Origin of the sequence: Streptomyces sp. NBC_00012 (assembly GCF_045040875.1) — a bacterium.
Taxonomy (GTDB): Bacteria; Actinomycetota; Actinomycetes; order Streptomycetales; family Streptomycetaceae; genus Streptomyces.
The window spans coordinates 1,452,294-1,474,709 of the sequence record NZ_CP108309.1; the positions used below are offsets into that span (position 1 = coordinate 1,452,294).

Sequence of the window (22,416 nt, forward strand, 5' to 3'; positions counted from 1 at the left end):
GATCAGGGGGCCACGCAGCGCTCCTGCATGCTTCGCAGATGCGCCAGGTGGTACGTCGCGCGCTGGCCGTCGAGGGTCGTGATCGCCGCCTCGACCAGCGGAAGCGCCGCCTCGGTGTCCTCCTCGTCCAGCCAGGTCTCGGCGAGATCCGTGAGCGTCCGGGCCGTGTTGTACGTGTCGCCGCTCGACCGGAAGCACGACAGCGCGGCCTCCAGCTTCCGCCGGGCCTCCTCGCGCCGCCCCAGCCCGCGCAGCGCCCGTCCGCGATGACGCTCCAGCAGGGCCACGGCACGCGGCACGTCGGCAATCCCCTCGTCCTGCCCGTCCATGGCGGCCAGGATGGCGCCTGCCTCCTCGAAGCAGTCGTACGCCTCCTGGTACCGCCACTGCCGCAGGCGCAGCAGCCCCAGGAATTCGACGGCCGAGGCATGGCCCCTCCTGTGGCCCGCCGCCGCCTCGGCCCCCGCCGCCTCCCGCGCCTGAGTCCCCGCCTCCTGCCAGCGCTTCAACTCGGTGAGCGAGTGGGCGAGTTGCGCGTGCAGCGCGCCGGCGTCGGGGCTCATCGGGCGATGGGTGTCGACGAGGCGGGTGCCGATGCGGAGCGCCGGCAGCAGCATCTCGTGGTGGCCGGCCTTGAGCTGCAGCGGCCACAGGGCGCGGCACAGGCGTACGGCGGTGTCCGGGTCGCCGGACTCCTCGGCGCAGCGCACCGCCTCGACCAGGTTGCCCGATTCCGCGAGCAGCGCGTCGAGGGCGGCGCCCCGGTCCGCGTATGTCTGCCCGGCGCGGTCCTCGGCCGGTGCGGGGACACGCCAGCTCTCCGGGAGCGCCTGGTGGGCGGCCGATTCGGCCAGATCGGCGAAGGCGCTCAGGGTGCGGGCGAGCGCCGCGGAGCACGCCGCGATCCCGTCGTCCCGGATCGCCGCCGCCTCGGCGTGCGCGCGGACGGCGTGGCGGTAGTGGTAGCGGCCGCTGCCCGGGCCGCGTTCCAGGAGCATCCGGTCGGCCAGGTCCTCCAGGAGCCCGGCCGCCGCGTCGGGGTCCGGGCCGGTGGTCCGGGCGGCCGTGGCGACGTCGAAGGCGGGCCAGTCACGCAGCGCCATCAGCCGGTACAGCCTGGCGGACTCCGCTGTCAGGAGCCGGTAGTTGTCCTCGGCGGCGCCGCGTACCGGGTCTCCGGCCGCTTCGCCACGACGTGTCGGGGGTGTGGGCGCGGAGAGCTGGTACGCCGCGGCACGCAGGGCGTACGGCGACCCGCCGCAGCGCTGGAGCAGGGACGGCAGGGTGGCACGGGCCGCGGCGACCGTGGACTTGTCGGTGATGTCGGTGAGCAGCCGCACCGCGTCCCGGTCCGAGAGCGGGCCGACAGGCACCCGTACGGCGTCGATGCCGGGGAAGGGGGCGCGGGCGACCAGGATCGTGAACACCCCGGGTGCGGAGGTGAGGAACGGCCGCACCTGCGAGGCCGAGTACGCGTGGTCGAGGACGATCAGGAGTCCCAGGTCCGCAACTCGGTGGCGGAAGAACTCGCCGAGCTCGTCGGTCCCGCTCGGCATCTCCTCGTCCGGCACCCGCAGTTGGCGCAGCAGGGCACGCAGTACGGTTCCGACGTCGCGCGCGCCACCGGCGCCACGGCCTCCGAGGTCGGCGTAGATCTGGCCGTCCGGGAAGAGGCGGGTCGGCTGTGCGCCGAAGTGCACGGCGAGGGTGCTGGAACCCATGCCGTCAGGACCGTGCACCAGGGCGAGCCGGGGCCGACCGTCGGCGCGGCGGGAAGCTTCCCGCCGGAGTTGTTTCATCGCCTCCTTGCGATCCGTGAAGAACCTTATGGAGGCGGGGAGGTTCGACCGCGCGGCCCGGGGCGGGGCGGGGTCGCGGCGCATCCGGGTGGCGAACGCGGCCCAGGAGGAGGCGAGTTGCGGATCGGCGCGGATCCGGTCGTGGACCATGCGGGCCACATCGTCCCGTTCGTCCGGGGCCACGGGTGCGGGGACCTCCCGGCCGACGATTCTCCGCACGACACCTCCGGTGGATTCCCAGGCCCATTTGCCGGCCTCGTTGGCCATCCCCGAGCCGACCGCACCGAGTACCGCCGAAATCGCCGCCACCGAAGTGGGATCGAGCATGTCGCGCACTCCTCGTTCCCGGTGTTCCGCGCGGTGCGCCCTCCCCGGCACCGTCGCTGTCACCGTGCGGATCAACGTTAGCGCCAGACGGGCCGCTCTCCCCCGGACATCGCGGATTGACGGTCCACACGGCCGAAGGGACGCCGAGTGTGTTCACCGGCCGACACTTCGTATTGGATATCCTGGCGGTTGTTCCAGGTCGTCACGGCGAGCCCCGTCGGCCGTCGGCGCGCGGGCCGGGGCCCGTCGAGGGGAGTAACTGTGCAGGGAACAGCCGCAGGCCGGGGTTCGCCCAGGAAGGCCGAGCAGGCTTGGCAGCAGGCGGTTGCCCTGCTGAACCAGGGCAACAACGCGGCCGCCGCCGAACGATTCTCGGTCGCCGCCGCACACGATCCTCTGGCCGCGGACGCATGGCTGGGGCTGCATGCGACCGGAGAGCGTCAGAAGGAGGCGCTGGACGGCATGGTCCGGGCTTCCGGCTCGTTCGGCGCGTTGCGTTCGAAGTTCGGGATGCCGCTCCGCTCCCGGTTCCAGCTCGGCCACTACGTCACGTTCCGGCTCGAGAACGCCCGTGACCTCTGGGTGGCGGCCATGACCTCGCTGCTGGACACCGGGAAGCTCGACGAGGCCTGGGCCGGGCTGTCCACGGCCCAACTGGATTGTGACGAGACCCGGTTCGTCTGTACGCGGTATGCCTTCCTCAAGGAGGACTGGGCCCTCGTGCTCCGTTTCGCCCCGGGCATCCGTGACGCCTTCCTGCACGACGAGGCGCAGCTGTACGTGGGGGCGGCGCTGTTCGCGCAGGGGGTCTGCCACGAGGCCCTGAACGTGCTGGCGGAGTTGCCGAAGAAGCTGGAGCAGGGGAGCCGTTTCGACGCGGAGGTCAAGTACTTCATGGGCCGGTCCCTGGAGTCGCTGGGCCGGCCGGAGGAGGCGCTGAGGCGGTACCAGTACGCGTTCCGGTGTGCGCCGAACCTCCTGGACGTGAACGTACGGGCGCAGGCGCGTTCCACGGCTCCGACGGCTTCGTCCGTGGCCGGGGAGTCACCCGCGTCCTCCTCCCCCGCTCCTTCCTCCCCGGCCCCTGCCCCGGCCGGCCCCCCGCCGCCCCGTACGGCCGCGCCGCCTTCCGTGCCCGCTGCCCCGGTGGCCGCTCCGGGCGCCGGGCCGGACTCGGGGCCGGCGGAGACGGACGGGACGGAGGGGCTGTCGCGGGAGGAGATGGCGCGCCTGCTCGCGCAGGCCCAGCAGGCGCTGGACGGCATGATCGGCCTGGAGCCGGTGAAGCGTCAGGTGCTGACGCTGATCGCGCAACTGCGCATGGCGGCGCTCCGCGAGGAGCAGGGCCTGCCCAGCGGCGCCCGGCCCCGGCACTTCGTCTTCGCGGGACCGCCCGGCACCGGCAAGACCACCGTCGCCCGCATCATCGGCAAGGTCTTCGCCGGTCTGGGGCTGCTGCGTTCCGGCCATGTCATCGAGGCCCAGCGCGTCGACCTCGTCGGGCAGCACCTCGGATCCACCGCGATCAAGACCAGCAAGGTCATCGACTCCGCCCTGAACGGCGTGCTCTTCATCGACGAGGCGTACGCGCTGTCCAACAGCGGGTACAGCGGTGGCGACGCGTTCGGCGACGAGGCGCTCCAGGTGCTCCTGAAGCGGGCCGAGGACGACCGGGACCGGCTCGTCGTCGTACTCGCCGGATACCGCGAGGAGATGACCGGTCTGCTCGCCGCCAACCCGGGCCTGGTGTCCCGGTTCAACACCCGCGTCGACTTCCCCTCCTACTCCGCGCAGGAACTGCTCCTGATCGCCCGGTCCGTCCTGTCCGGTCAGGGGGACGAGCCCGACGAGGCGGCGGCGGCCGCACTCGGCGGCTTCTTCGCCTCGGCCGTGGACGAGGGCAGGGCCGACACCCTGGGCAATGCCCGCTTCGCCCGCGAGCTCTGCCAGAAGGCCACCGCGCAACGGGATCTGCGGCTGTACGCCGAACACTCCGGCGGGACGACGCCCACCAGGGAGGAGATGGTCACCGTACTCGCCCAGGACGTGATGGCCGCCCACCAGGAGCTCATGGAGTCCCACGGGAACCCGGCGTAGGACTCGGGGCGCCCTGAGCACGGTTCTCAGGGCGCCTTGAACAGCCTCGGGAACCGGGGCGCGAGCCAGGGCTTGCGGCCCCAGGCGAACACCCGGCCCCGGGCCATGGCGCCGTACGGGTCGATGCGGCCGAGCGCCATCAGGAAGAAGGTGACCGGCTCGATGAGGATGGTGCAGTCCGGGCGGGCCGGCGGTCGCGGAGTGACGGTCGCGGCGCCGTCGGTGAATGTGACACCGAATCGGGCGCCGCCCCACAGCCGGATCGTGTAGCCGGCGTTGAGCCCTGCCGTGGCGGTGGCATCGGTGACCCTCGGCATCGCCGTGATGAGGAACGGCAGGGACAGTTCGACGCGGGTGCGGTCGATCATGTGACGGTGACCGCGCGCACGGGCGAGGTCGTAGCCGTGGCCGAGCATGTGCGTCAGCAGGTACGAGCCCAGCTCCGCCCGGCTCATCGGCCCCAGCGGTGTGACCACGGCCCCGGCCGCGCCATCGGCCCCGGTGCTTTCCGTCGCGCACCCGTCGAGGGTGGCGAGGCAGGCGTCCGTGTGCGCCACGATCAGCTCCGCCAGTGGCTCGGCAGCCCGTTCGTCGAATTCCGCGAGCGCACGTTCGTTGGCGGCGGCCAGGCTCTGCGGCGTCCCGTCCCCGTAACGGCGTTCCCGCCCGGCTGCGAGGTCGGCCATCAGCTCGTTGGCCTGCGCCAGATGCGCCGCGGCCTCCCCGACGGTCCACTCCGACCGGGGCACGGGAACGCTCGTGTCGGCGAAGCCGCGCACCACCGCCGCGATCTCTTCGGCGGTGGACCGCAGGGCGTCGCCGAGCCCTGCGGGCAGTGTGCCCCGTGCGTCGTGTCCGGTCACTGATTCCACGTTTCTCCCCGCTTCGGCCGAACCGGCCCGCCCGGATGTGAACAACCCACCCGTGGGCTCGGTTTCCGGGTCGCCTCACGGCGCCCGTGGTACAGAAGACCAGGTGGCAGGGGCTGCGACAAGGGCCGAAGCCCCACGGAACCGATCGGCGCCCTTCGCCGCGCTGAGCCGGGCGAGCCAGTGCGTCCGCGCGCCGGTGCCCATTCGTACGGTTGCGGCAAGTCTGGCGGCACCCGATGTCTACCCACAGGTAACTCCCCCTGCTTTGATGGGCGCCACCACTTCCGCCCCTCCCCCCGCACAAGGAGATCCTGTGCCGAATCCCGCGATCCGCCGCATCTCCGGCGCGACGCTGGCCGCCGCGCTCGCCGCGGCGACGCTGGCCGCCAACGCACCGCAGGCATCGGCGGCCGAGACTCCGTCGCTGCGCGTCCTCACGTACAACACGTTCATCTTCAGCGAGAACCTGTACCCGAACTGGGGCCAGGACCACCGTGCCGCGGAGATACCGAAGACGTCGTTCTTCCAGGGCAACGACGTCGTCGTGCTGGAGGAGGCGTTCGACAACTCCGCGTCCGACGCACTGCTGCGCAACGCGTCCGCCCAGTACCCGTACCAGACACCAGTGGTGGGCCGGAGCAAGAGCGGCTGGGACGCGACCAGTGGGGCGTACTCGGCGGTGACTCCGGAGGACGGGGGTGTCACCGTGCTGAGCAAGTGGCCCATCGTCCGCAAGGAGCAGCACATCTACAAGGACGCCTGCGGCAGCGACAGCTGGTCCAACAAGGGGTTCGCCTACACCGAGCTGAACGTCGGCGGCGCACGGGTCCATGTCGTGGGGACCCACACGCAGTCGACCGACTCCGGTTGCAAGGCGGGCGAGGCGGCCGCGAAGCGCAGCCTGCAGTTCAAGCAGATCGGCGCCTTCCTCGACGCCAAGAACATTCCGGCCTCCGAACAGGTCATCGTGGCCGGGGACTTCAACGTCGACTCGCGCTCCGCCGAGTACGCCTCGATGCTCTCCGACGCGGGGCTGACCGCCGCCACCCGCACCGGGCATCCGTACTCGTTCGACACCCAGGACAACTCGATCGCCGCCGACCGCTACCCCGACGACCCCCGGGAGGACCTCGATCACGTGCTGCACCGCGCCGGGCACGCCAAGCCGTCCGGCTGGACGAACGACGTGGTCAAGGAGGAGAGCGCGCCCTGGACCGTGTCCAGTTGGGGCACGAGCTACACATACACCAACCTCTCCGACCACTACCCGGTGGTCGCGTCGGTCCGGTAGCGCTCCGGAGCGAGCCGGGGAGACCGGCCGCCGTGCGGGTTTCCCGCACCGCGTCCGTCCGGCGTTCCGCCCCTGGACGCCGGACGAGCGCTGTCAGTGCCCCGCTGTACGGTGCGTTCATGGACATGAGAGACCCGCAGGAGGTGGGCATCGCGTTCGGCGCGATGATCCTGGGCGCCACCGTGAGCACCGATCCGCCCGCCCCGTCGTCCCCGCTCGGGCGCATCCGGGCGTTCACCGCCGAGCACGGCGAGGACGCGCTCAGGCCCGAGCATTTCGATGCCGCCCACGCCGGACTCCCACTGCCGCCCCCATGAGCGGTGCGGCAGGCATGAGACCGGACCGCGCCGTCCGGTGCCATGAGTGGTCTCCGTGTGGTCATCTACGATCAACCGCGTGTGCGCAAACGTCATAGTCGCGGAAGACGACGAGAAGCAGGCCGAACTCGTACGCCGCTATCTCGAACACGAGGGCCACGCGGTCACGGTCGTCGGTGACGGCCTCGCGGCGCTCGCCGAGGTCCGGCACCGGGAGCCCGATCTGCTGGTGCTCGATGTGATGATGCCGCGGGCCGACGGTCTGGACGTGGTACGCGTGCTGCGCGCCGAGCACCGGGAGCTTCCGGTGCTGATGCTGACGGCCCGGAGCACCGAGGACGACTTGCTGCTGGGGCTGGATCTCGGCGCGGACGACTACATGACGAAGCCGTACAGCCCGCGTGAGCTCATGGCCCGGGTACGGACGCTGCTGCGGCGCAGCCGGCGGAGCGCGGAGGTCACCGGGCCCGCCGCGGCGGACCGGGCGTTGAGAGTCGGTGCGCTCGTCGTCGACCCGGACCGGCACGAGGTGTCCGTGGACGGCCGGCCGGTCGACTGCACACCCGGTGAGTTCCGGATCCTGGCCGCCATGGCGACCGAGCCCGATCGCGTCTTCACCCGGCAGCGGCTCCTGGAGGAACTGCACGGCTTCGACCGGTACATCAGCTTCCGCACGGTCGACGTGCACATCATGAACCTGCGCAAGAAGATCGAACCCGCGCCGCGTCGGCCTGCCCGGCTGCTCACCGTTTTCGGTGTCGGCTACAAGCTGACGGACCCGGCGAGGAACGCTTCGCGTGCGTCGTGACCGGCGGCGGACCAGGCCGCCGCTCCGCAAGAGCCTGTTCGGCCGGCTGCTGGCGGTGTCCGCGCTGGTGGCCGCCTGTTCGGTGGCCGCCACGGCCTGGCTCGCCGTGCAGACCACCTCCGGCGCGATCAAACAGGAGCAGGGCCAGAACCTCACCGCCGACGCCCGGATCTACAACACCCTGCTCGGTTACGCCGCGGGCCACCCCACCTGGGAGGGCGTCGACAGCACCGTGCGCGATCTGGCACGGCAGTCCGGCCGGCGGATCGCACTCACCACCGAGCAGCGCCGTCCGCTGGCGGATTCCGCTTCCCTGCCGTCACCGCCCGCGCTGCCACCCCAGGCGTCGGCGATCGTCGACCCGCTGTCCGTGGACACGGCCCTTTCCCGGACGGTGGACCGGACAGGGGGCGCGGCCGACCGTGTCGACCCGCGCGCGGTCGGCCCGTTCCGGTTGCCCGCCGCCGAACGTACGGCCTTGCAGCGCGCCGCCGACCGGAACGCGCAGTGCCTGAGCCGGGTCGGAATCGCGGCGGACGTCGTCCGCGGCCCGAGCGGACGCCCGCGCGTGCAGGTCGTGGGCAATGACCCGGACCGCGTCCAGGACACCCGGTGCGCGTCCGACGACCTGGACGCCCCGACGGCGACCGAGCGGAAGGCCCTGGCCACACTCAACGCACTCGCCGACGCCTGCCTGAAACGCCAGGGCCGCGCGGGCATACGGCTCAATCGTGATCTGTCCTGGGGCGACCGCTCCGCACAGAAGGTCGCCGCCGATGTCTCCGGCGCAGCTCCCAGCCCCGTGCCGAGCGTCCGGACCGGCGAGGACGACCGTGCCGCCGCCTCGTGCGTGGACACGGCGCGCCGGGAACAGCTCGGTTCCTATGTCGCCTCGCCCGCGCTGCTGTTCATCGGCGACGAGGGCGGCACGACCGTTCCCGGCTTCGACCTCTCGCCCGCCAACACCGCGAAGATCGCGGGCGCCGCGGCGCTCGTCCTGGCACTCACCGTCGGAGCCACGGTGCTCGCCGGATCCCGGCTCGTGAGGCCGCTGCACGCCCTGACGGGCGCGGCGCAGCGGATGCGGGACGGGGAGGACTCCGCACCCGTGCTGGTCACCGACGACAACGAGATCGGCCGGCTCGCCGCGGCCTTCAACGACATGGCCGACCACCGCGCGCGCCTGGAGGCGCAGCGCAAGGACATGGTCAGCGACGTCGCCCACGAACTGCGCACCCCGCTGAGCAACATCCGGGGGTGGCTGGAGGCGGCACAGGACGGCCTGGCGGAGCCCGATCCCGCGTTCATCGCCTCGCTGCACACGGAGGCCGTTCAGCTCCAGCACATCATCGACGACCTCCAGGATCTCGCCGCGGCGGACGCGGGCGCGTTGCGTCTGCACCCCGAACCGGTACGTATCGAGGACGTCCTGGCACAGGTCGCCGCGGCACACCAGGGACGGGCCGAGACCGCGGGGGTCGCGCTCACGGCGCTCCCGGCGGTGGCCGACGCCCCCTCCCCCGCGCTGTGGGCCGACCCGGTCCGGCTGCGCCAGGCCATCGGCAACCTGGTCTCCAACGCCGTACGGCACACCCCGTCGGGCGGACGTGTGACGGTGCGCGCGTACGGCGCAGAGGCATCGGCGGACGGGGCGTCGTCCGGCGGGGAAGTCGTGGTCGAGGTCGCGGACACCGGCAGCGGCATCTCCGCCGAGCACCTGCCACACATCTTCGACCGCTTTTGGCGAGCCGAGAAGTCCCGCAGCCGCCGCACCGGGGGCAGCGGGCTGGGGCTGGCGATCGTTCGGAAACTGGTGGAGGCACACGGGGGTTCGGTGAGCGCGACGAGCGTCGAGGGGCAGGGCTCGGTGTTCACACTCCGCCTGCCGGCGGATGCGGCTGATGTGACGGACAGGAGGAGCGCAGCCGGAGCAGTGGGTCAGGAAAGCGGGGGAACGGAACGCCCCTGACCAGCTCCGCCCGGCACCGCCCAGCTCCGACTGACCGACACTGACTGACTCTGACGGGCTCTGATCAGCTCTGATGCGATGACGACAGCATTCTGACAGCTTCTTCATAACTTCACGCCAGCCTGTCGGCATGCCTCGCGCCCGGTGCGACCAGCCACCGCGGACCAGCCACGGCGAACCGGACGCCGGGCGCCACCGAGGCCGATCTGGAATGGAGTCATCCCCATGCCCAACCGTCTGTCCCTGCGCACCGCCGTCCTCGCCGCCGTCGCGGCGGGCGCGGTGCTCGTTCCGTCCGCCGCGGCCTTCGCCGACTCCGCGCCCTCGCCGGCTCCGTCCGTCAAGCGGTCCGCCGCGGCGGCCGCCGACAAGTCCGACAGCGCTCCCGCCAGGAGCGCCCGGCCGTCCGCGGCGCCCCGTGGCGGTGTGGCCGCCGGCGACAGCCCCGCTCCCGCCGTGACCAGGGGCGAAAAGGCCGACGCCAAGGCTTCGGCAGTGCCCGCGCCGCGCGGTGGTGTGGCCGCGGGTGAGCGAACGGTCAGTACCTCGGGCGACAGCACCGCCACGATCGCCGGATCCGCCGCCGCCGCGCTGCTGCTCGCCGGAGCGGGAACCGTCGTACTGCGCCGCCGCTCGGCCGCACAGCGCAACGGCTGACCGACCACCCTTCGCTTCGCATCGTGGCGCCGTCCGTTCCCGGGCGGCGCCACTGCCGCTCTCCGCCCAGACCTGGAGCCCCCCATGTCCTACACCACGCCCTCGCTCCGGCACGCCCTGCTTCCGGTGCTCGCCTGCCTCGTTCTCGCCGGTTGCTCCGCCGAGTCCGTGAACGGCTCGTCCGCCGCCGCACCCGGCAAGAGCGCGAGCCCCGCTTCCGACGCCCCGCGGCAGGCCGGTTCGAAGGGGACGGGCAAGTCCGGCAGTCCCCGCTCTCCGGCAGCCGTCCCCGTCAGCGTCAGCATCCCGTCGCTCGGCATCGACAGCGAGCTGATGCGCCTCGGTCTCAACCAGGACGGCACCGTCGAAGTCCCACCCGCCGACAAGGGCATGACCGCCGGCTGGTACACCGGCGGCGCCACTCCCGGCGAGCCCGGTGCCGCGGTCATCATCGGGCACAACAACACCCGCTACGGCAAGGCCGTGTTCCACGACCTGAAGAAAATCGGCAAGGGGGCGGACATAGCCGTCCGCAACAACCGCGGCGCGGAACTCCATTTCCGGGTCACCGCCACCGAGACCGTCAGCAAGAAGGCATTCCCGACCGAGAAGGTCTACGGTGCCACCGGCGCACGCACCCTGCGCCTCATCACCTGCGACGGCGCCTTCGACGACCGGGGCCACCCGGTGGACAACCTCATCGTCTACGCGAACCGGAACTGACGGCCGCGCGGCCCCGCATTCCCGTACTTCTGCCCCTTCGACGCGCCACGGAGCTGTGGCGCGCGAGCTCCGCGCGGGCCGGCGCGGTCCAGCGCCTACTGGCCGCGGATCCGGCGCCCGGCTTCGGTTCCGGGGTAGAGGATCGCGTCGGCGACCCGGCCGCCGGAGTCCTTCACACCACCGCTGAAGTTGAGTCGTCCGGAGGCACCCGACTTCGCTGCCACACCGTCCCAGTAGCAGGCCTCGCGCTCCCACCGGATGTCGGAGAGAAGTCGGTGCAGTTCGTCGGCGCCCAGGGCGTTCACCGGGTCGGTCCACGGCGCGGTGTGGTGCACGGCGATGCCGAGCCCGGCGAGCACGGCCGGTGCTGTGAGGGCACTGCGTGAGACGAAGTGCTCGCTGCGGTCGGCGATCAGGCGGGCCAGCAACGGCACGACGCACTGCTCGACCTGCTCGGCGCTCGCCCCCGTGGGCAGTTCGTCCTCGTGGACCGTTTCTGCCGAGCGGGACAGCCCGCCGCGCCCGTAGATCGCCGTGATCACGAGTGCCCGGAGCGCGGACAGGGTGATGACCTCCGCATCGGTCTTCCCCACCTGCCGCTTACTGGCGTTGACGAGCTTGGTGAACGGTACCGGCTTGCCGTCGATGTCGACTTTGACGGCTTCGGCTACGCGGTGCGCGAGGCGGGTGGCGAAGTCCCGCTGGTCCATGGACATGGCCAAGTTCTTCGCGACGACGACGCCCTGCACGTTGCGGTCGTAGAAGATCTGCCGTGCATCGGCCACGGTCAGGTCCACGTACAGCTCGAACGGCACGCGCACCTGAGCGAGTTCGGCATACGTGAGCCCGTACCGCTCGGGGTCGTCGTACAGCTCGTGCCATGCGGTCGTCTGTGTCTCGCCGTCGATGGCGACCACGGATGTGCCCGGCGTGATGGTCAAGGTCCGCAACCCGGTGCCGGGCAGCAGTTCGTCACTGAGCGCGGCGAGCGGTCCGGCGTGCCAGAAGGTGATCGGCGGAGTGGACCAACCGGCGCCCAGCTCGCCCTTCACCCCGTCTGCGATGTACTCGGCGTACGAGCCGACGTTCTTCCCCTTCTGCGTGGACTTCAGCGCCCGCTGCACGAGCGATCGCAGTTCGGCGTGGCGGCGCACGGCGCCGGACGCGGCCTTGAGCGTCTTCGTGTCCTCCTCTCGGCGGGGCGAGGGAACGAGCTGGACGAGCGTCGGTACGGACATGGTCCCGATCACGGCGTCCGCACGGAACGGCATGACGGTGAGCTGGGTTCCCTCGACGACGGCGGTCGGCATGGTGAGGCGCATGGCAGTTCCCCCAAGGGATCGGTGAGGTGGCGGACAGGCAGGCAGGCCGCAGGGATCGCTTGTCGCTCGAATGGCGACCACCACCCGGAAGCGTCGCCAGATAAGCATCTCAGCGAAAGCACTGTCAAACAGCTAGCGGGATTTGACGGCTGGTGTAGTTTGTTAACAGCTCCCTACCGAGAGGCTCAGGACTCGCGCCATGCCCCAGCCATCCGCACAGGTGACAGCCGCCGAGATCTCACGCATCGCGGGGGTCACACGCGCCACTGTCAGCAATTGGCGCCGACGTCACGACGACTTTCCCGCCCCTTCGGGAGGCACCGAGAGCAGCCCGCTGTACGACCTGCCGGCCGTGCGCGCCTGGCTCGACGCACGGGGTCACACGGCAGCGGTCAGCCCGCTGGAGGAATTGCGCACCTCGCTGAGGCTGCACCCGCAGGGCAGTGGCGCGGCAGCACGCCTCCTCCCCCTCGTCCTCACCACCGCCCGTCGCAGGCCGGACGAGCTGACGGCCCTGGCCGAATTGCCGGACACCGATCTCGCCGCCCACGCGAACGACGCGATCCCCACGCTCGCCAAGACCGTCCCCGGTGCGGAGGCCTCCCGCTTCTCGGCCGATGACGCCCCGGCGCTGCGGGCTCTGGTCCGGTGCGTACGCCACGACGGCGGCGAAGCCGCGCTGGGCGTGCTGGCGGAACGGGAGCTGGAGGACAGCACCACCAGCGGCACCTACCGGACCCCCGCCCCGCTCGCGGATCTCGTGGCCCGGCTGGTACCGGGGTCGCTGTCCCGGGTTCTCGACCCGGCCTGCGGCAGCGGAACGCTGCTCACTGCGGCCGCCGGGCGGGGCGCGACGGAGTTGTACGGCCAGGACAGCGTGCCGGTCCAGGCCCGGCGCAGCGCGGTGGCCCTGATGCTGACCGTCCCGGACGCGACGGTGACCGTCCGTACCGGCGACAGCCTCCGCGCCGACGCCTTCGGCGGGCTCGCCGTCGACGCCGTTCTGTGCAACCCGCCCTACGGCGACCGGGACTGGGGCCACGACGAGCTGGCCTACGACCCGCGCTGGGCGTACGGCGTACCGGCGCGCGCCGAGTCCGAGCTGGCCTGGGTCCAGCACGCACTCGCTCATCTCGTACCGGGCGGCCATGCCGTCCTGATCCTTCCGCCTGCCACCGCTTCCCGTGCTTCGGGCCGCCGCGTGCGGATGGAGCTGGTACGCAGCGGAGCCCTGCGCGCGGTCGTCGCCCTGCCGGCCGGAGCGGCGGCCCCGCTGCACGTGGGGCTGCAGATCTGGGTCCTGCAGCGGCCGGAGCCGAGCGGCCCGGATCACAGATCCGTGCTCTTCGTCGATACGTCCGAGGAGCCCGGCACGGCGCGGGCCGGGGGCGCGACGGAGGCCGGCTCTCGCGGGGGCACACGGAGCAGCGGCCGGGCTTCCCTGGACTGGACGGCCCTGGCGGACCGGGTACTCACCGCGTGGGCAGCCTTCGCGGACGCCCCGGACGAGTTCACCGACGTGCCCGGCATCGCGCGCGCCGTCCCGGTGGTCGACCTCATCGGCGACCTCATCGACCTGTCCCCCGCCCGGCATGTACGTGTCTCCCGCACCGACATCGCACCGGCGGAGCTCGCCCGGGAAACGGACGACAGCCGCCTCCGCCTCGTCGCCGCCGCGGACTCGCTGAGCAGGGCAGCGGGCTACGTCGGCTGGCAGGCGGCCGTCCCGGCAGCACGGGAGTGGCGTACGGCAACGGCGTCCGACCTGGCACGGGGCGGCGCGCTCACGCTGCTGCGCACGGCCCCCGACTCGAAGGAGCCCAAGGAACCACAGGGCACACTTTCCGCACCGACCACCACCGCCGTCCTGACCGGCGAGGACATCGCGCTCGGCACGGGCCCGACGGGCGCCCCGTCCGGACTGCGAACGGACTCCAGCCCAGTGATCGCAGCGGGCGATGTGCTCGTCCGGTCGCTCGCGGGCGGCAGCGGGCCGATGGTCCGGGTGGCGGGCGAGGCGGACCAAGGGGCACTCCTCGGCCGGCAGGTCCACCTCTTCCGCCCCGATCCGGCGCGACTCGACCCGTGGTTCCTCGCGGGCTTCCTGAGTGCGGAGGAGAACCTCGCCGGTGCGTCGACAGGCAGCACGATCCTGCACGTCAGTCCGGGCCGGCTACGCGTCCCTCTCCTGCCGCTGGAGGAGCAGCGCCAGTACGGGGAGGCGTTTCGCCGCGTCCACGAACTGAGAGCGGAGGCCCGGCGCGCGACGGAGCTGGCCGAGCAGACGGCCCGCCTGCTGGCGGGCGGGCTGACGGGGGGCGGCCTGGTCCCGACGTCGACCGGCGCCGAGACTTCCGTCCCGTCCGGCTCGGCCTGAACGACACCACCGCCTTCACGCATCCATCACACTTGTCCGAACCCGCTCCGGTTGGAGTGGGCGGGTCCGAAAGGAAACCGGGGAATCCCTTGAACAGCAGCAAGCACACGGAGCTGGCGAACCACGCCTGGTCCGTCGCCGACCTTCTGCGCGGCGATTACAAGCAGTCGGACTACGGAAAGGTGATCCTTCCGTTCACGGTGCTGCGTCGCCTGGAGTGCGTCCTGGAGCCGACGCGCGAGAAGGTCGCGGAGACGGCCGCCCGCTTCGAGGGCCAGGAGATCGACACGGATCACTTCCTGCGGCGGGCATCGGGCCACTCGTTCTACAACAAGAGCAACCTGACCCTGAAGAAGATCGTCGGCGATCCGCAAGGCGCGGCGGCGAACCTTCAGCGGTACGTCGGTTCCTTCTCGGACAACGCCCGCGAGGTCTTGGAGAAGTACGAGTTCAATCAGCAGGTCAGAAAGCTCGACAGCGCGAACCTGCTCTACCAGGTCATGGGCAAATTCACCGACTTGGATCTGCGCCCCGAGGTCGTCCCCAACCACAATATGGGCTACATCTTCGAGGAGCTGATCCGCCGCTTCTCCGAGCAGTCGAACGAGACCGCGGGTGAGCACTTCACCCCGCGCGAAGTCATCAAGCTGATGGTCAACCTGCTGATCGCCCCGGACGGCGACGCACTCAGCCTGCCGGGCGTCGTGCGCACGGTCATGGACCCGGCCTGCGGTACGGGCGGCATGCTCAGCGCGGCCGAGGAACACATCAAGGCCCTGAACCCAGACGCCACGGTGGAGGTGTACGGCCAGGAGCTCAACCCGGAATCCTGGGCGATCTGCCGGTCCGACCTGATGATCAAGGGGCAGGACCCGGAACACATCGCCTTCGGCAACTCCTTCTCGGACGACGGTCACGCGCGGGTGAAGTTCGACTACCTCCTTGCGAACCCGCCGTTCGGCGTGGAGTGGAAGAAGGTCAAGGAGGACGTCGAGTACGAGTACAAGAACCTCGGCGACTCCGGCCGCTTCGGCGCGGGCCTGCCCCGCATCAACGACGGCTCGCTCCTCTTCCTCCAGCACATGATCTCGAAGATGAAGCCGGTGGACGTGAACGGCGGGGGCGGCTCGCGCATCGCCATCGTCTTCAACGGCTCCCCGCTCTTCTCCGGCGCGGCCGGCTCGGGTGAGTCGGAGATCCGCCGCTGGATCCTGGAGAACGACTGGCTGGAGGCGATCGTCGCCCTGCCGGACCAACTCTTCTACAACACAGGCATCTCCACGTACTTCTGGATCCTGACCAACCGGAAGGACGCCCAGCACAAGGGCAAGGTCGTGTTGCTGGACGCGCGCGACCAGTGGGTGAAGATGCGCAAGTCCCTCGGCGACAAGCGCAAGGAACTCGGCGACGGAACCGGCAACAAGCCCAACCACATCGCCGACATCACCCGCCTGTACGGGGACGCGGTGGCAGCTGCGGCGGATGCGGAACACCCACTGCACGGCAAGGTGAAGGTCTTCGAGAACTCGGCGTTCGGCTACCAGCGCATCACGGTGGAACGGCCGTTGAAGCTGCGGTTCGAGCTGACGGAGGAGACGCTGGGGGCGCTGCTCGCGTCGAAGCCGGTGCAGAAGTGGGCGGAGGAGCGATTCCTGCCACGTGAGCCGGAGCTGGCGGCAAAGGCGAAGGCCCGGCGGAAGCTGACGGAAGAGGAAGAGGCGCAGTCCCAGAAGCTGGCAGACGCTGAGGCGCAAGTGCTTGGAGATGCCTTGAGCCCGCTGCTGGGCTCGGAGTGGGCAACCAAGTCCGAGGCTCAGGTGGCGGTACGGAACGCGATGGCGGAGGCCGGCGTGCAGGGGCCGACCGGGGCGCCGTTCACGAAGGCGCTGCGGGATGCGGTGGGCGTGCGGGACCCGGAGGGGGAGGTCCAGACCGCCAAGGGTGTGTCGGAACCGGACAGCGAACTGCGCGACTTCGAGAACGTGCCTCTGGGTGAGGACGTGGAGGAGTACTTGAAGCGGGAGGTGCACCCGCATGTGGCCGATGCGTGGATCGACCACACGAAGACGAAGGTGGGGTACGAGATCCCGTTCACGCGGCACTTCTACGTGTACGAGCCGCCACGGCCGTTGGCGGAGATCGACGCGGAACTGAAGTCGCTTGAGGCGGAGATCCAGGCGCTGCTGGCGGAGGTGACAGAATGACGAACGTTCGCCTCAAATCGGTCGTCCGAAATGTTATCCAAAAATCTGATGGCGAGCAGCACCCATTTCTCGGCCTCGAAGACATAGAAGGTGGCACCGGCCGACTTCTCGTCGAGGATCTACCTGTCAAAACGGCAGACGACAGCATCTGCCACCGCCCAGGAGATGTGTTGTTCAGCAAGCTCCGCCCATACTTGGCGAAGTCTCACCTACCGACAGCAGAGGGTACGAACACCAGCGAACTACTAGTTCTACGGCCCGGACCGGAAATCGATAGCCGCTTCCTGCTGCATGTAACGCTGTCAACTCCATGGGTGGAATGGGCGAACACCACGGCCTACGGAACCAAAATGCCACGCACATCCTGGGACCTGGTAGGGGGCTACCAGACGTGGCTGCCGCCACTGGAGGAGCAGCGCCGCATTGCCGACTTCCTCGACGCAGAGACCACTCATATCGAGCAACTCTCTGCGCTGCGCAAGCGGAGTTTCAGCCTGCTCTCCGAGCGAGCAGCCAGCCAGATGGACCTCGCAGTAAGGGGCTTGCCGGCTCCGCGCACCAAGCGGGCCGACTACACCCCACTCGGGGAGATCCCCAGCAACTGGCTGGAAGCCCGGCTCCGATCAATCGACTGCGAGGTACAAACTGGCCCCTTCGGTAGCCAATTGCACGCCGAAGATTACGTCGAGGGCGCATGGCCTGTAATTAATCCGGCAAACATTACACCCGCCGGCCTAATTGCCGACCCAAGCATCACAGTTCCAACCAAAGTCCGCGACCGACTGGCACGCCATGTGTTGCGCGAGGGTGATGTGATCTTCGGGCGGCGCGGCGAACTTGGGAGAGCGAGCATCGTCCAATCTGAACAAGAGGGCTGGGTTTGCGGCACAGGATCATTGCGAGTGAGGTTCAGAGACAACGCATTCCACTCCGGATATCTGCGACGCTATCTGACAATCTCTGCAGTGCGCCACTACTTCCGGCTGCAGGCAATCGGCAGCACGATGCCGAACCTAAATACCGGAATCCTGTTGAGTATGCCGTTGCTGCTGCCCGACCCCGCCGAGCAGGCGACTGCCTCGCGACGCTGCGACGAAATCGATGCATGGAGTGTCAAAGCAACATCAAGCGTGGATCGGCAAGTACAACTACTCGCCGAACGCCGCCAAGCCCTCATCACCGCCGCCGTAACCGGCCAGTTCGACGTCTCCACCGCCAGCGGCCGCTACGTAACGGACGGAGTACGGGCATGAGCCCCATCCACAACGAGGCCGCTTTCGGGGACGCCATCGTCGCCGCGATGACCGAGCGCGGCTGGCGCGAGGCGCAGCCCGAGGACTACCAGGCTGATCTCGGGCTGGACACCAACGAGCTGTTCACCTTCCTCGGCAAGACGCAGATCAACGAGTGGAACGAACTACTCGCCGTCTACGGCAAGGACGTCAACGCCGCGCAGAACGGCTTCGCGCGGCGCCTGGACAAGGCCATCAGCGAGGACGGTCTGCTCAACGTGCTCCGCAACGGCGTCAAGGACCGGGGCGTCCGCCTCCGCGTGGCCTACTTCAAGCCGAATCTGGTCGCCGACGACTCCGTCCTCGACGGCTACCGCGCCAACCGCCTCACCGTCGTACGGGAACTCGTCTACGCCACCAAGCAGGCCGACTGGGGCAACAAGCTCGATCTGACTTTGTTTCTCAACGGCATCCCCGTCGCCACCGCCGAGTTGAAGAACCCGCTCACCCGGCAGGGCGTCGAGGATGCCAAGAAGCAGTACCGAACCGACCGTGACCCCACCGAGCTGATCTTCACGCGCCGTGTCATCGCGAACTTCGCCGTGGACCCGGATCTCGTCTTCGTGGCAACGCAGCTCCGGGGCAAGAACACCCGGTTCCTCCCCTTCAACACCGGCTCCAACGACGCCGGCCTGCCGGGTGGTGCCGGAAACCCGGCCCCGACCGCGTACGGCACGTACTCAACCTCCTACCTGTGGGAACAGGTCTGGGCACGGGACAACTGGCTCGACCTGCTCCAGCGCTATGTGCACCAGCAGAAGTCCAAGACGCCCGGCGGCGGCACCACCAAGTCGACGATCTTCCCGCGTTTCCACCAGTGGGACGTGGTGAAGAAGCTGACCGCGCACGCGGCGACCCACGGTGTAGGCGAGAACTATCTCGTCATGGCCTCCGCCGGCTCCGGCAAGTCCAACACCATCGGTTGGCTCGCCCACCGCCTCAGCGATCTGCACGCGGACACCGACCCGCGCGTACTCGACCCGGAAGCCGTGGAGAAGGGCCGCATCAAGCCCGGCGCACCCGTCTTCGACAAGGTCATCGTCATCACCGACCGCCGCAACCTGGACGCCCAACTCCGGGAAACCGTCGGCAGCTTCTCGCAGACCGAGGGCCTGGTCGTGAAGGTCGACGAAAGGAACGGGGCGAAGAGCGAGCAGCTGGCCCGCGCGCTGTCACGCGACACCGGCAAGATCGTCACGGTCACCCTGCACTCGTTCCCGGCACTCATCGACTACATCGTGCGCAACCCGACCGAGATCAAGGGCACCAACTTCGCGATCATCGTGGACGAGGCGCACTCCTCGCAGTCCGGTGGCGCTGCCACGGACGTGCGGGCCGTGCTCCGTGACCTCGGTCTGGACTCCGATTCGGCAGATCAGGGCGCGACCGCCGTCACCGTCGACGAGAAGTTGAGGAAGAAGGCCACAGAGCGCTCGCAGGCCGCGAACCTCTCCTACTTCGCCTTCACCGCCACCCCGAAGGCCAAGACCCTCGAACTCTTCGGCACGGAGCACACCGTCGACGGCAAGGCCGTCTACCGCCCCTTCCACACGTACTCCATGCGCCAGGCCATCGAGGAAGGCTTCATCCTCGACCCGCTGCGCAACTACGTCACGTACAACACGTACTGGAAGCTGGTGAACCAGAATCCGGACGAGATCGAAGTCGACCCCGCCAAGGCCAACAGCCTGCTCGCCCGGTACGCGCTGACCCACGAGCACACCGTTTCGCAGCATGCCACGGTGATCGTCGAGCACTTCCTCGCGCACTCCCGCGGCCGGCTCGGCGGCCGCGCCAAGTCCATGGTGGTGACGGCCTCACGGCAGTCCGCCGCACAGATGGCACGGGCGATCAAGAGCTACATCAAGGACCAGGAGTACGACACCAAGTACCCGGACCTGGGGGTCCTGGTCGCGTTCTCCGGCTCGCTCACCATCGACGACGAGGAGACGACCGAGCCGAAGGAGAACGGCGGGATCGCCGAGAGCGCGCTGCCGAAGGCGTTCGCGTACACCCGTGCCGACGACAAGGCCGTGGCGGCCGGTGGGCGCGGGCAGCAGGAGTACAAGATCCTGGTGGTCGCGGAGAAGTACCAGACCGGCTTCGATCAGCCGCTCCTGACGACCATGTACGTCAACAAGAAGCTGACCGGTATCTCCGCCGTGCAGACACTATCTCGTCTCAACCGCACCGCCGATCGCAAGTCCCAGGCCGACCTCGCGGTCCTGGACTTCGCCAACGACGCCCAGGACATACAAGACGCCTTCCGTCCGTACTTCGAGGAGGCGACAACGCTCCCCTCCGACCCGAACCTGCTCTACACCGCACAGAGCCGTGTCATGTCGGCGCCGATCATCTCCGAGCAGGAGATGGACGAGTTCGCCGCCGCCTACTTCGCGGCGAAGGAGAAGGCGGCCGGCTCGCAGGCCAAGTGGGAGAAGCTGCACGCCGAGTTGTACCGATTGCTGTCCCCCGCCGTCGCCCGGTTCACGCCGCTCCTTGAGAGCGAGGAGGACGACGACGTGGAGACCGCCGAGGACTTCCGCGCCGATCTGAACGACTACGTGCGCAAGTACGGGTTCCTCGCCCAGATCGTGCCCTACCGCGACGCTGAGCTGGAACGGCTGCATCTCTACGGCCGTTACCTCCTCAACCGGCTCCCGCGCCGCGCCGATGGTGGCGTCGACATAGGCGAGATCGACCTCAGTCACCTGCGGGTGGAGAAGACCGGCGAGCACGACAAGTCGCTCACTTCCGAAGGCCCGGCAGAACTCAAGGGGTTCGGAGAGGGGGCGGGCGGCGCCGCGGAAGCCGAGAAGTCGCTGCTGTCGGAGCTGATCGAGAAGTTCAACGCCAAGTTCGGCACCGACTTCACCGAGCAGGACGTCATCCAGCCCTTCAACGAGGCCAAGGCCGACAAGAAGGTCCGGCTGGCAGCCGTCGCCAACGATGAGGACAACTTCGGCAAGGTCTTCGACAAGGTCTTCGCCGACAAGATGGCCGACCACATCGACACGATCGCCGGCATGGGACGGCAGTACTTCGGGCCCGACAAGGGATTCAAGTCCAGCCTGGACCGCAGTGCGCGCCGGGCGGCATGGCGGATGATCCGCCGCGAGGAGGGCGTGGACGAATAGTCCCGCAGCACACGGGGAGGGTCCCGCCGTTGCACCTGTGCGGCGCGCAGCGGGGCCCTCCCGGCGTTGTGTGCCTCAACCGGCGACGAGGCCGATGAATCCGGCCCATGCTCCTGGTCCAACGGTCAGCATGGGGCCGCTGAGCTGCTTCGAGTCGCGGATGTGCACGTGCGTGGCCGCAGCGGCGAACTCCACGCATTCACCGCCATTGCCGGTGCTGTAGCTGCTCTTGCGCCAGGCGACCTCCACGCACTCGCCGCCTTCGGCCCCGCTGTAGCTGCTCTTGAACCAAGCCAGCTCCCGCGTGGTAGGAGTATCGGTGGTGTTCATAGTTCTCCCAGCAACTTCTCGATGAATCCCAACGACTCCCGCGGAGTGAGAGCCTGCGATCGGATGATCCCATAGCGCGCCGCTACGGAGCGCACCTCATCCCTGTCCGTCAGCAGGATGCTGCGCCCCTGCACCTCCAGGTATGCAATCTGGTCTCCGCCCTTGCGAGTAATCAGGGTGAACGGCCCATCCAGTCCGGCGTTGTCCTCGCGGTCGGTCGGCATGACCTGAATCTCGACGCTGCGCTGATGACCGACAAGCAGAATCTGCTCAAGGACTCCACGCAGCACTGGCCTTCCGCCGAACGGCCGCCGTAGAACGGCCTCCTCGATCACAAAGCTCATCAAGGGGGCCGGCCACCGATTGAGAATCTCCTGTCGAGCGACACGCGCTGACACACGCTGCTCGATCGTGTCCTCGTCCAGAAGTGGCCGCCGCATCGCGAGCAGAGCGCGGGTGTACTCCTCAGTCTGGAGAAGTCCGGGGACGGCGCTAACCGCGTACAGAAACAGCTCCAGCGCCTTGGCCTCCAACCGCGCTGCGTCCCGGAAGAACGGCGGATACTGCGCCCGCGCAACCTCCTCCTTCAGGGCCAGCAACAAGCCCCCGGCCTCCAGCACCGTGTCCGCCTTGTCGATGAACTCGGGCTGCGGAATCCGCCGCCCCTGCTCGAACGACGCGACGGATTGTGCCGCGTAGCCCACCCGTTTCCCGAACTCCGTCCGGTCCAGCCCTGCCCGCAGACGTAACAGCTTCAACTGCCGTCCGAACGCGGCCATCACCCCGGACCCCGGCTCGTCCTCCGGCTGCTTCCCGGACTCCACACCCAAGCCCGAAATGGAACCCGACCCCATGTCCCCGTCCGTATCGCCCCGCGTCACCGTCATCGCCACC

16 protein-coding genes are annotated in these 22,416 nt (G+C 69.5%); 11 read left to right on the top strand and 5 right to left on the bottom strand.

Features of this window, described 5'->3' with window-relative positions; genetic code table 11:
- Positions 1 to 2 precede the first annotated feature (2 nt).
- On the bottom strand, positions 3 to 2,126 hold the full coding sequence (locus OHA19_RS06830; RefSeq protein WP_405718723.1) for a tetratricopeptide repeat protein: 2,124 nt from the start codon (positions 2,124 to 2,126) through the stop codon (positions 3 to 5).
- A 261-nt stretch (positions 2,127 to 2,387) separates the two neighbouring features.
- On the opposite strand from OHA19_RS06830, the gene OHA19_RS06835 reads away from it, so the two are divergent.
- Positions 2,388 to 4,223, top strand: a complete 1,836-nt coding sequence (locus OHA19_RS06835) for an AAA family ATPase (protein WP_405718721.1) — start codon at positions 2,388 to 2,390, stop codon at positions 4,221 to 4,223.
- Positions 4,224 to 4,249: 26 nt separating this feature from the next.
- Here OHA19_RS06835 and OHA19_RS06840 read toward each other — a convergent pair whose 3' ends face one another.
- Entirely contained in the window at positions 4,250 to 5,095 is an 846-nt protein-coding gene (locus OHA19_RS06840) for a maleylpyruvate isomerase family mycothiol-dependent enzyme (RefSeq protein ID WP_405718719.1), read from the bottom strand.
- A gap of 313 nt (positions 5,096 to 5,408) precedes the next feature.
- On the opposite strand from OHA19_RS06840, the gene sph reads away from it, so the two are divergent.
- The 6 genes from sph to OHA19_RS06870 all read left to right on the top strand — a co-directional run bounded on the left by sph (position 5,409) and on the right by OHA19_RS06870 (position 10,860).
- Entirely contained in the window at positions 5,409 to 6,386 is a 978-nt protein-coding gene (sph, locus tag OHA19_RS06845) for a sphingomyelin phosphodiesterase (protein ID WP_405718717.1), read from the top strand.
- 119 nt (positions 6,387 to 6,505) lie between these two features.
- The gene (locus OHA19_RS06850) at positions 6,506 to 6,703 is read left to right on the top strand and encodes a hypothetical protein (RefSeq protein ID WP_405718714.1); all 198 of its coding nucleotides are present in this window, start codon (positions 6,506 to 6,508) and stop codon (positions 6,701 to 6,703) included.
- A 79-nt stretch (positions 6,704 to 6,782) separates the two neighbouring features.
- On the top strand, positions 6,783 to 7,511 hold the full coding sequence (locus OHA19_RS06855; RefSeq protein ID WP_405718712.1) for a response regulator transcription factor: 729 nt from the start codon (positions 6,783 to 6,785) through the stop codon (positions 7,509 to 7,511).
- The gene (locus OHA19_RS06860) at positions 7,501 to 9,480 is read left to right on the top strand and encodes a sensor histidine kinase (RefSeq protein WP_405718709.1); all 1,980 of its coding nucleotides are present in this window, start codon (positions 7,501 to 7,503) and stop codon (positions 9,478 to 9,480) included. The genes OHA19_RS06855 and OHA19_RS06860 overlap by 11 nt, the downstream gene beginning before the upstream one ends.
- Before the next feature lie 225 nt (positions 9,481 to 9,705).
- Entirely contained in the window at positions 9,706 to 10,137 is a 432-nt protein-coding gene (locus OHA19_RS06865) for a hypothetical protein (protein WP_405718706.1), read from the top strand.
- Between the two features lie 84 nt (positions 10,138 to 10,221).
- Positions 10,222 to 10,860: a class F sortase gene (locus tag OHA19_RS06870; RefSeq protein WP_405749673.1), complete on the top strand. Its 639-nt coding sequence runs from the start codon at positions 10,222 to 10,224 to the stop codon at positions 10,858 to 10,860.
- 95 nt (positions 10,861 to 10,955) lie between these two features.
- On the opposite strand, the gene OHA19_RS06875 is transcribed toward OHA19_RS06870, so the two are convergent.
- Complete coding sequence (locus OHA19_RS06875; protein ID WP_405718700.1) at positions 10,956 to 12,182, bottom strand: DNA sulfur modification protein DndB; 1,227 nt, start codon at positions 12,180 to 12,182, stop codon at positions 10,956 to 10,958.
- A gap of 199 nt (positions 12,183 to 12,381) precedes the next feature.
- Between OHA19_RS06875 and OHA19_RS06880 the strand changes: the two genes are divergently transcribed.
- The 4 genes from OHA19_RS06880 (at position 12,382) to OHA19_RS06895 (ending at position 21,192) form a co-directional block, all read left to right on the top strand.
- Complete coding sequence (locus tag OHA19_RS06880) at positions 12,382 to 14,559, top strand: N-6 DNA methylase (RefSeq protein ID WP_405718697.1); 2,178 nt, start codon at positions 12,382 to 12,384, stop codon at positions 14,557 to 14,559.
- An 89-nt stretch (positions 14,560 to 14,648) separates the two neighbouring features.
- Positions 14,649 to 16,763 (top strand): N-6 DNA methylase, encoded by a 2,115-nt coding sequence (locus OHA19_RS06885; RefSeq protein ID WP_405718694.1) that lies wholly within the window; start codon positions 14,649 to 14,651, stop codon positions 16,761 to 16,763.
- The gene (locus tag OHA19_RS06890) at positions 16,760 to 18,016 is read left to right on the top strand and encodes a restriction endonuclease subunit S (protein WP_405718691.1); all 1,257 of its coding nucleotides are present in this window, start codon (positions 16,760 to 16,762) and stop codon (positions 18,014 to 18,016) included. The genes OHA19_RS06885 and OHA19_RS06890 overlap by 4 nt, the downstream gene beginning before the upstream one ends.
- On the top strand, positions 18,013 to 21,192 hold the full coding sequence (locus tag OHA19_RS06895) for a type I restriction endonuclease subunit R (RefSeq protein ID WP_405718688.1): 3,180 nt from the start codon (positions 18,013 to 18,015) through the stop codon (positions 21,190 to 21,192). The genes OHA19_RS06890 and OHA19_RS06895 overlap by 4 nt, the downstream gene beginning before the upstream one ends.
- A 75-nt stretch (positions 21,193 to 21,267) precedes the next feature.
- On the opposite strand, the gene OHA19_RS06900 is transcribed toward OHA19_RS06895, so the two are convergent.
- Together OHA19_RS06900 and OHA19_RS06905 are read right to left on the bottom strand one after the other, a co-directional pair.
- Positions 21,268 to 21,522 carry a DUF397 domain-containing protein gene (locus OHA19_RS06900; protein ID WP_405718685.1) on the bottom strand — a complete coding sequence of 85 codons (255 nt, stop codon included), beginning with the start codon at positions 21,520 to 21,522 and terminating at the stop codon, positions 21,268 to 21,270.
- Positions 21,519 to 22,376, bottom strand: a complete 858-nt coding sequence (locus tag OHA19_RS06905) for a helix-turn-helix domain-containing protein (RefSeq protein WP_405721993.1) — start codon at positions 22,374 to 22,376, stop codon at positions 21,519 to 21,521. The genes OHA19_RS06900 and OHA19_RS06905 overlap by 4 nt, the downstream gene beginning before the upstream one ends.
- Between the last annotated feature and the right edge of the window lie 40 nt (positions 22,377 to 22,416).

Coding starts and splice junctions, on each gene's coding strand:
- OHA19_RS06895 (WP_405718688.1), top strand. CDS start 18,013: ATGAGCCCCATCCACAACGAGGCCGCTTTCGGGGACGCCATCGTCGCC.
- OHA19_RS06905 (WP_405721993.1), bottom strand. CDS start 22,376: ATGGGGTCGGGTTCCATTTCGGGCTTGGGTGTGGAGTCCGGGAAGCAG.
- OHA19_RS06865 (WP_405718706.1), top strand. CDS start 9,706: ATGCCCAACCGTCTGTCCCTGCGCACCGCCGTCCTCGCCGCCGTCGCG.
- OHA19_RS06875 (WP_405718700.1), bottom strand. CDS start 12,182: ATGCGCCTCACCATGCCGACCGCCGTCGTCGAGGGAACCCAGCTCACC.
- OHA19_RS06890 (WP_405718691.1), top strand. CDS start 16,760: ATGACGAACGTTCGCCTCAAATCGGTCGTCCGAAATGTTATCCAAAAA.
- OHA19_RS06850 (WP_405718714.1), top strand. CDS start 6,506: ATGGACATGAGAGACCCGCAGGAGGTGGGCATCGCGTTCGGCGCGATG.
- OHA19_RS06900 (WP_405718685.1), bottom strand. CDS start 21,522: ATGAACACCACCGATACTCCTACCACGCGGGAGCTGGCTTGGTTCAAG.
- OHA19_RS06830 (WP_405718723.1), bottom strand. CDS start 2,126: ATGCTCGATCCCACTTCGGTGGCGGCGATTTCGGCGGTACTCGGTGCG.
- OHA19_RS06880 (WP_405718697.1), top strand. CDS start 12,382: ATGCCCCAGCCATCCGCACAGGTGACAGCCGCCGAGATCTCACGCATC.
- OHA19_RS06870 (WP_405749673.1), top strand. CDS start 10,222: ATGTCCTACACCACGCCCTCGCTCCGGCACGCCCTGCTTCCGGTGCTC.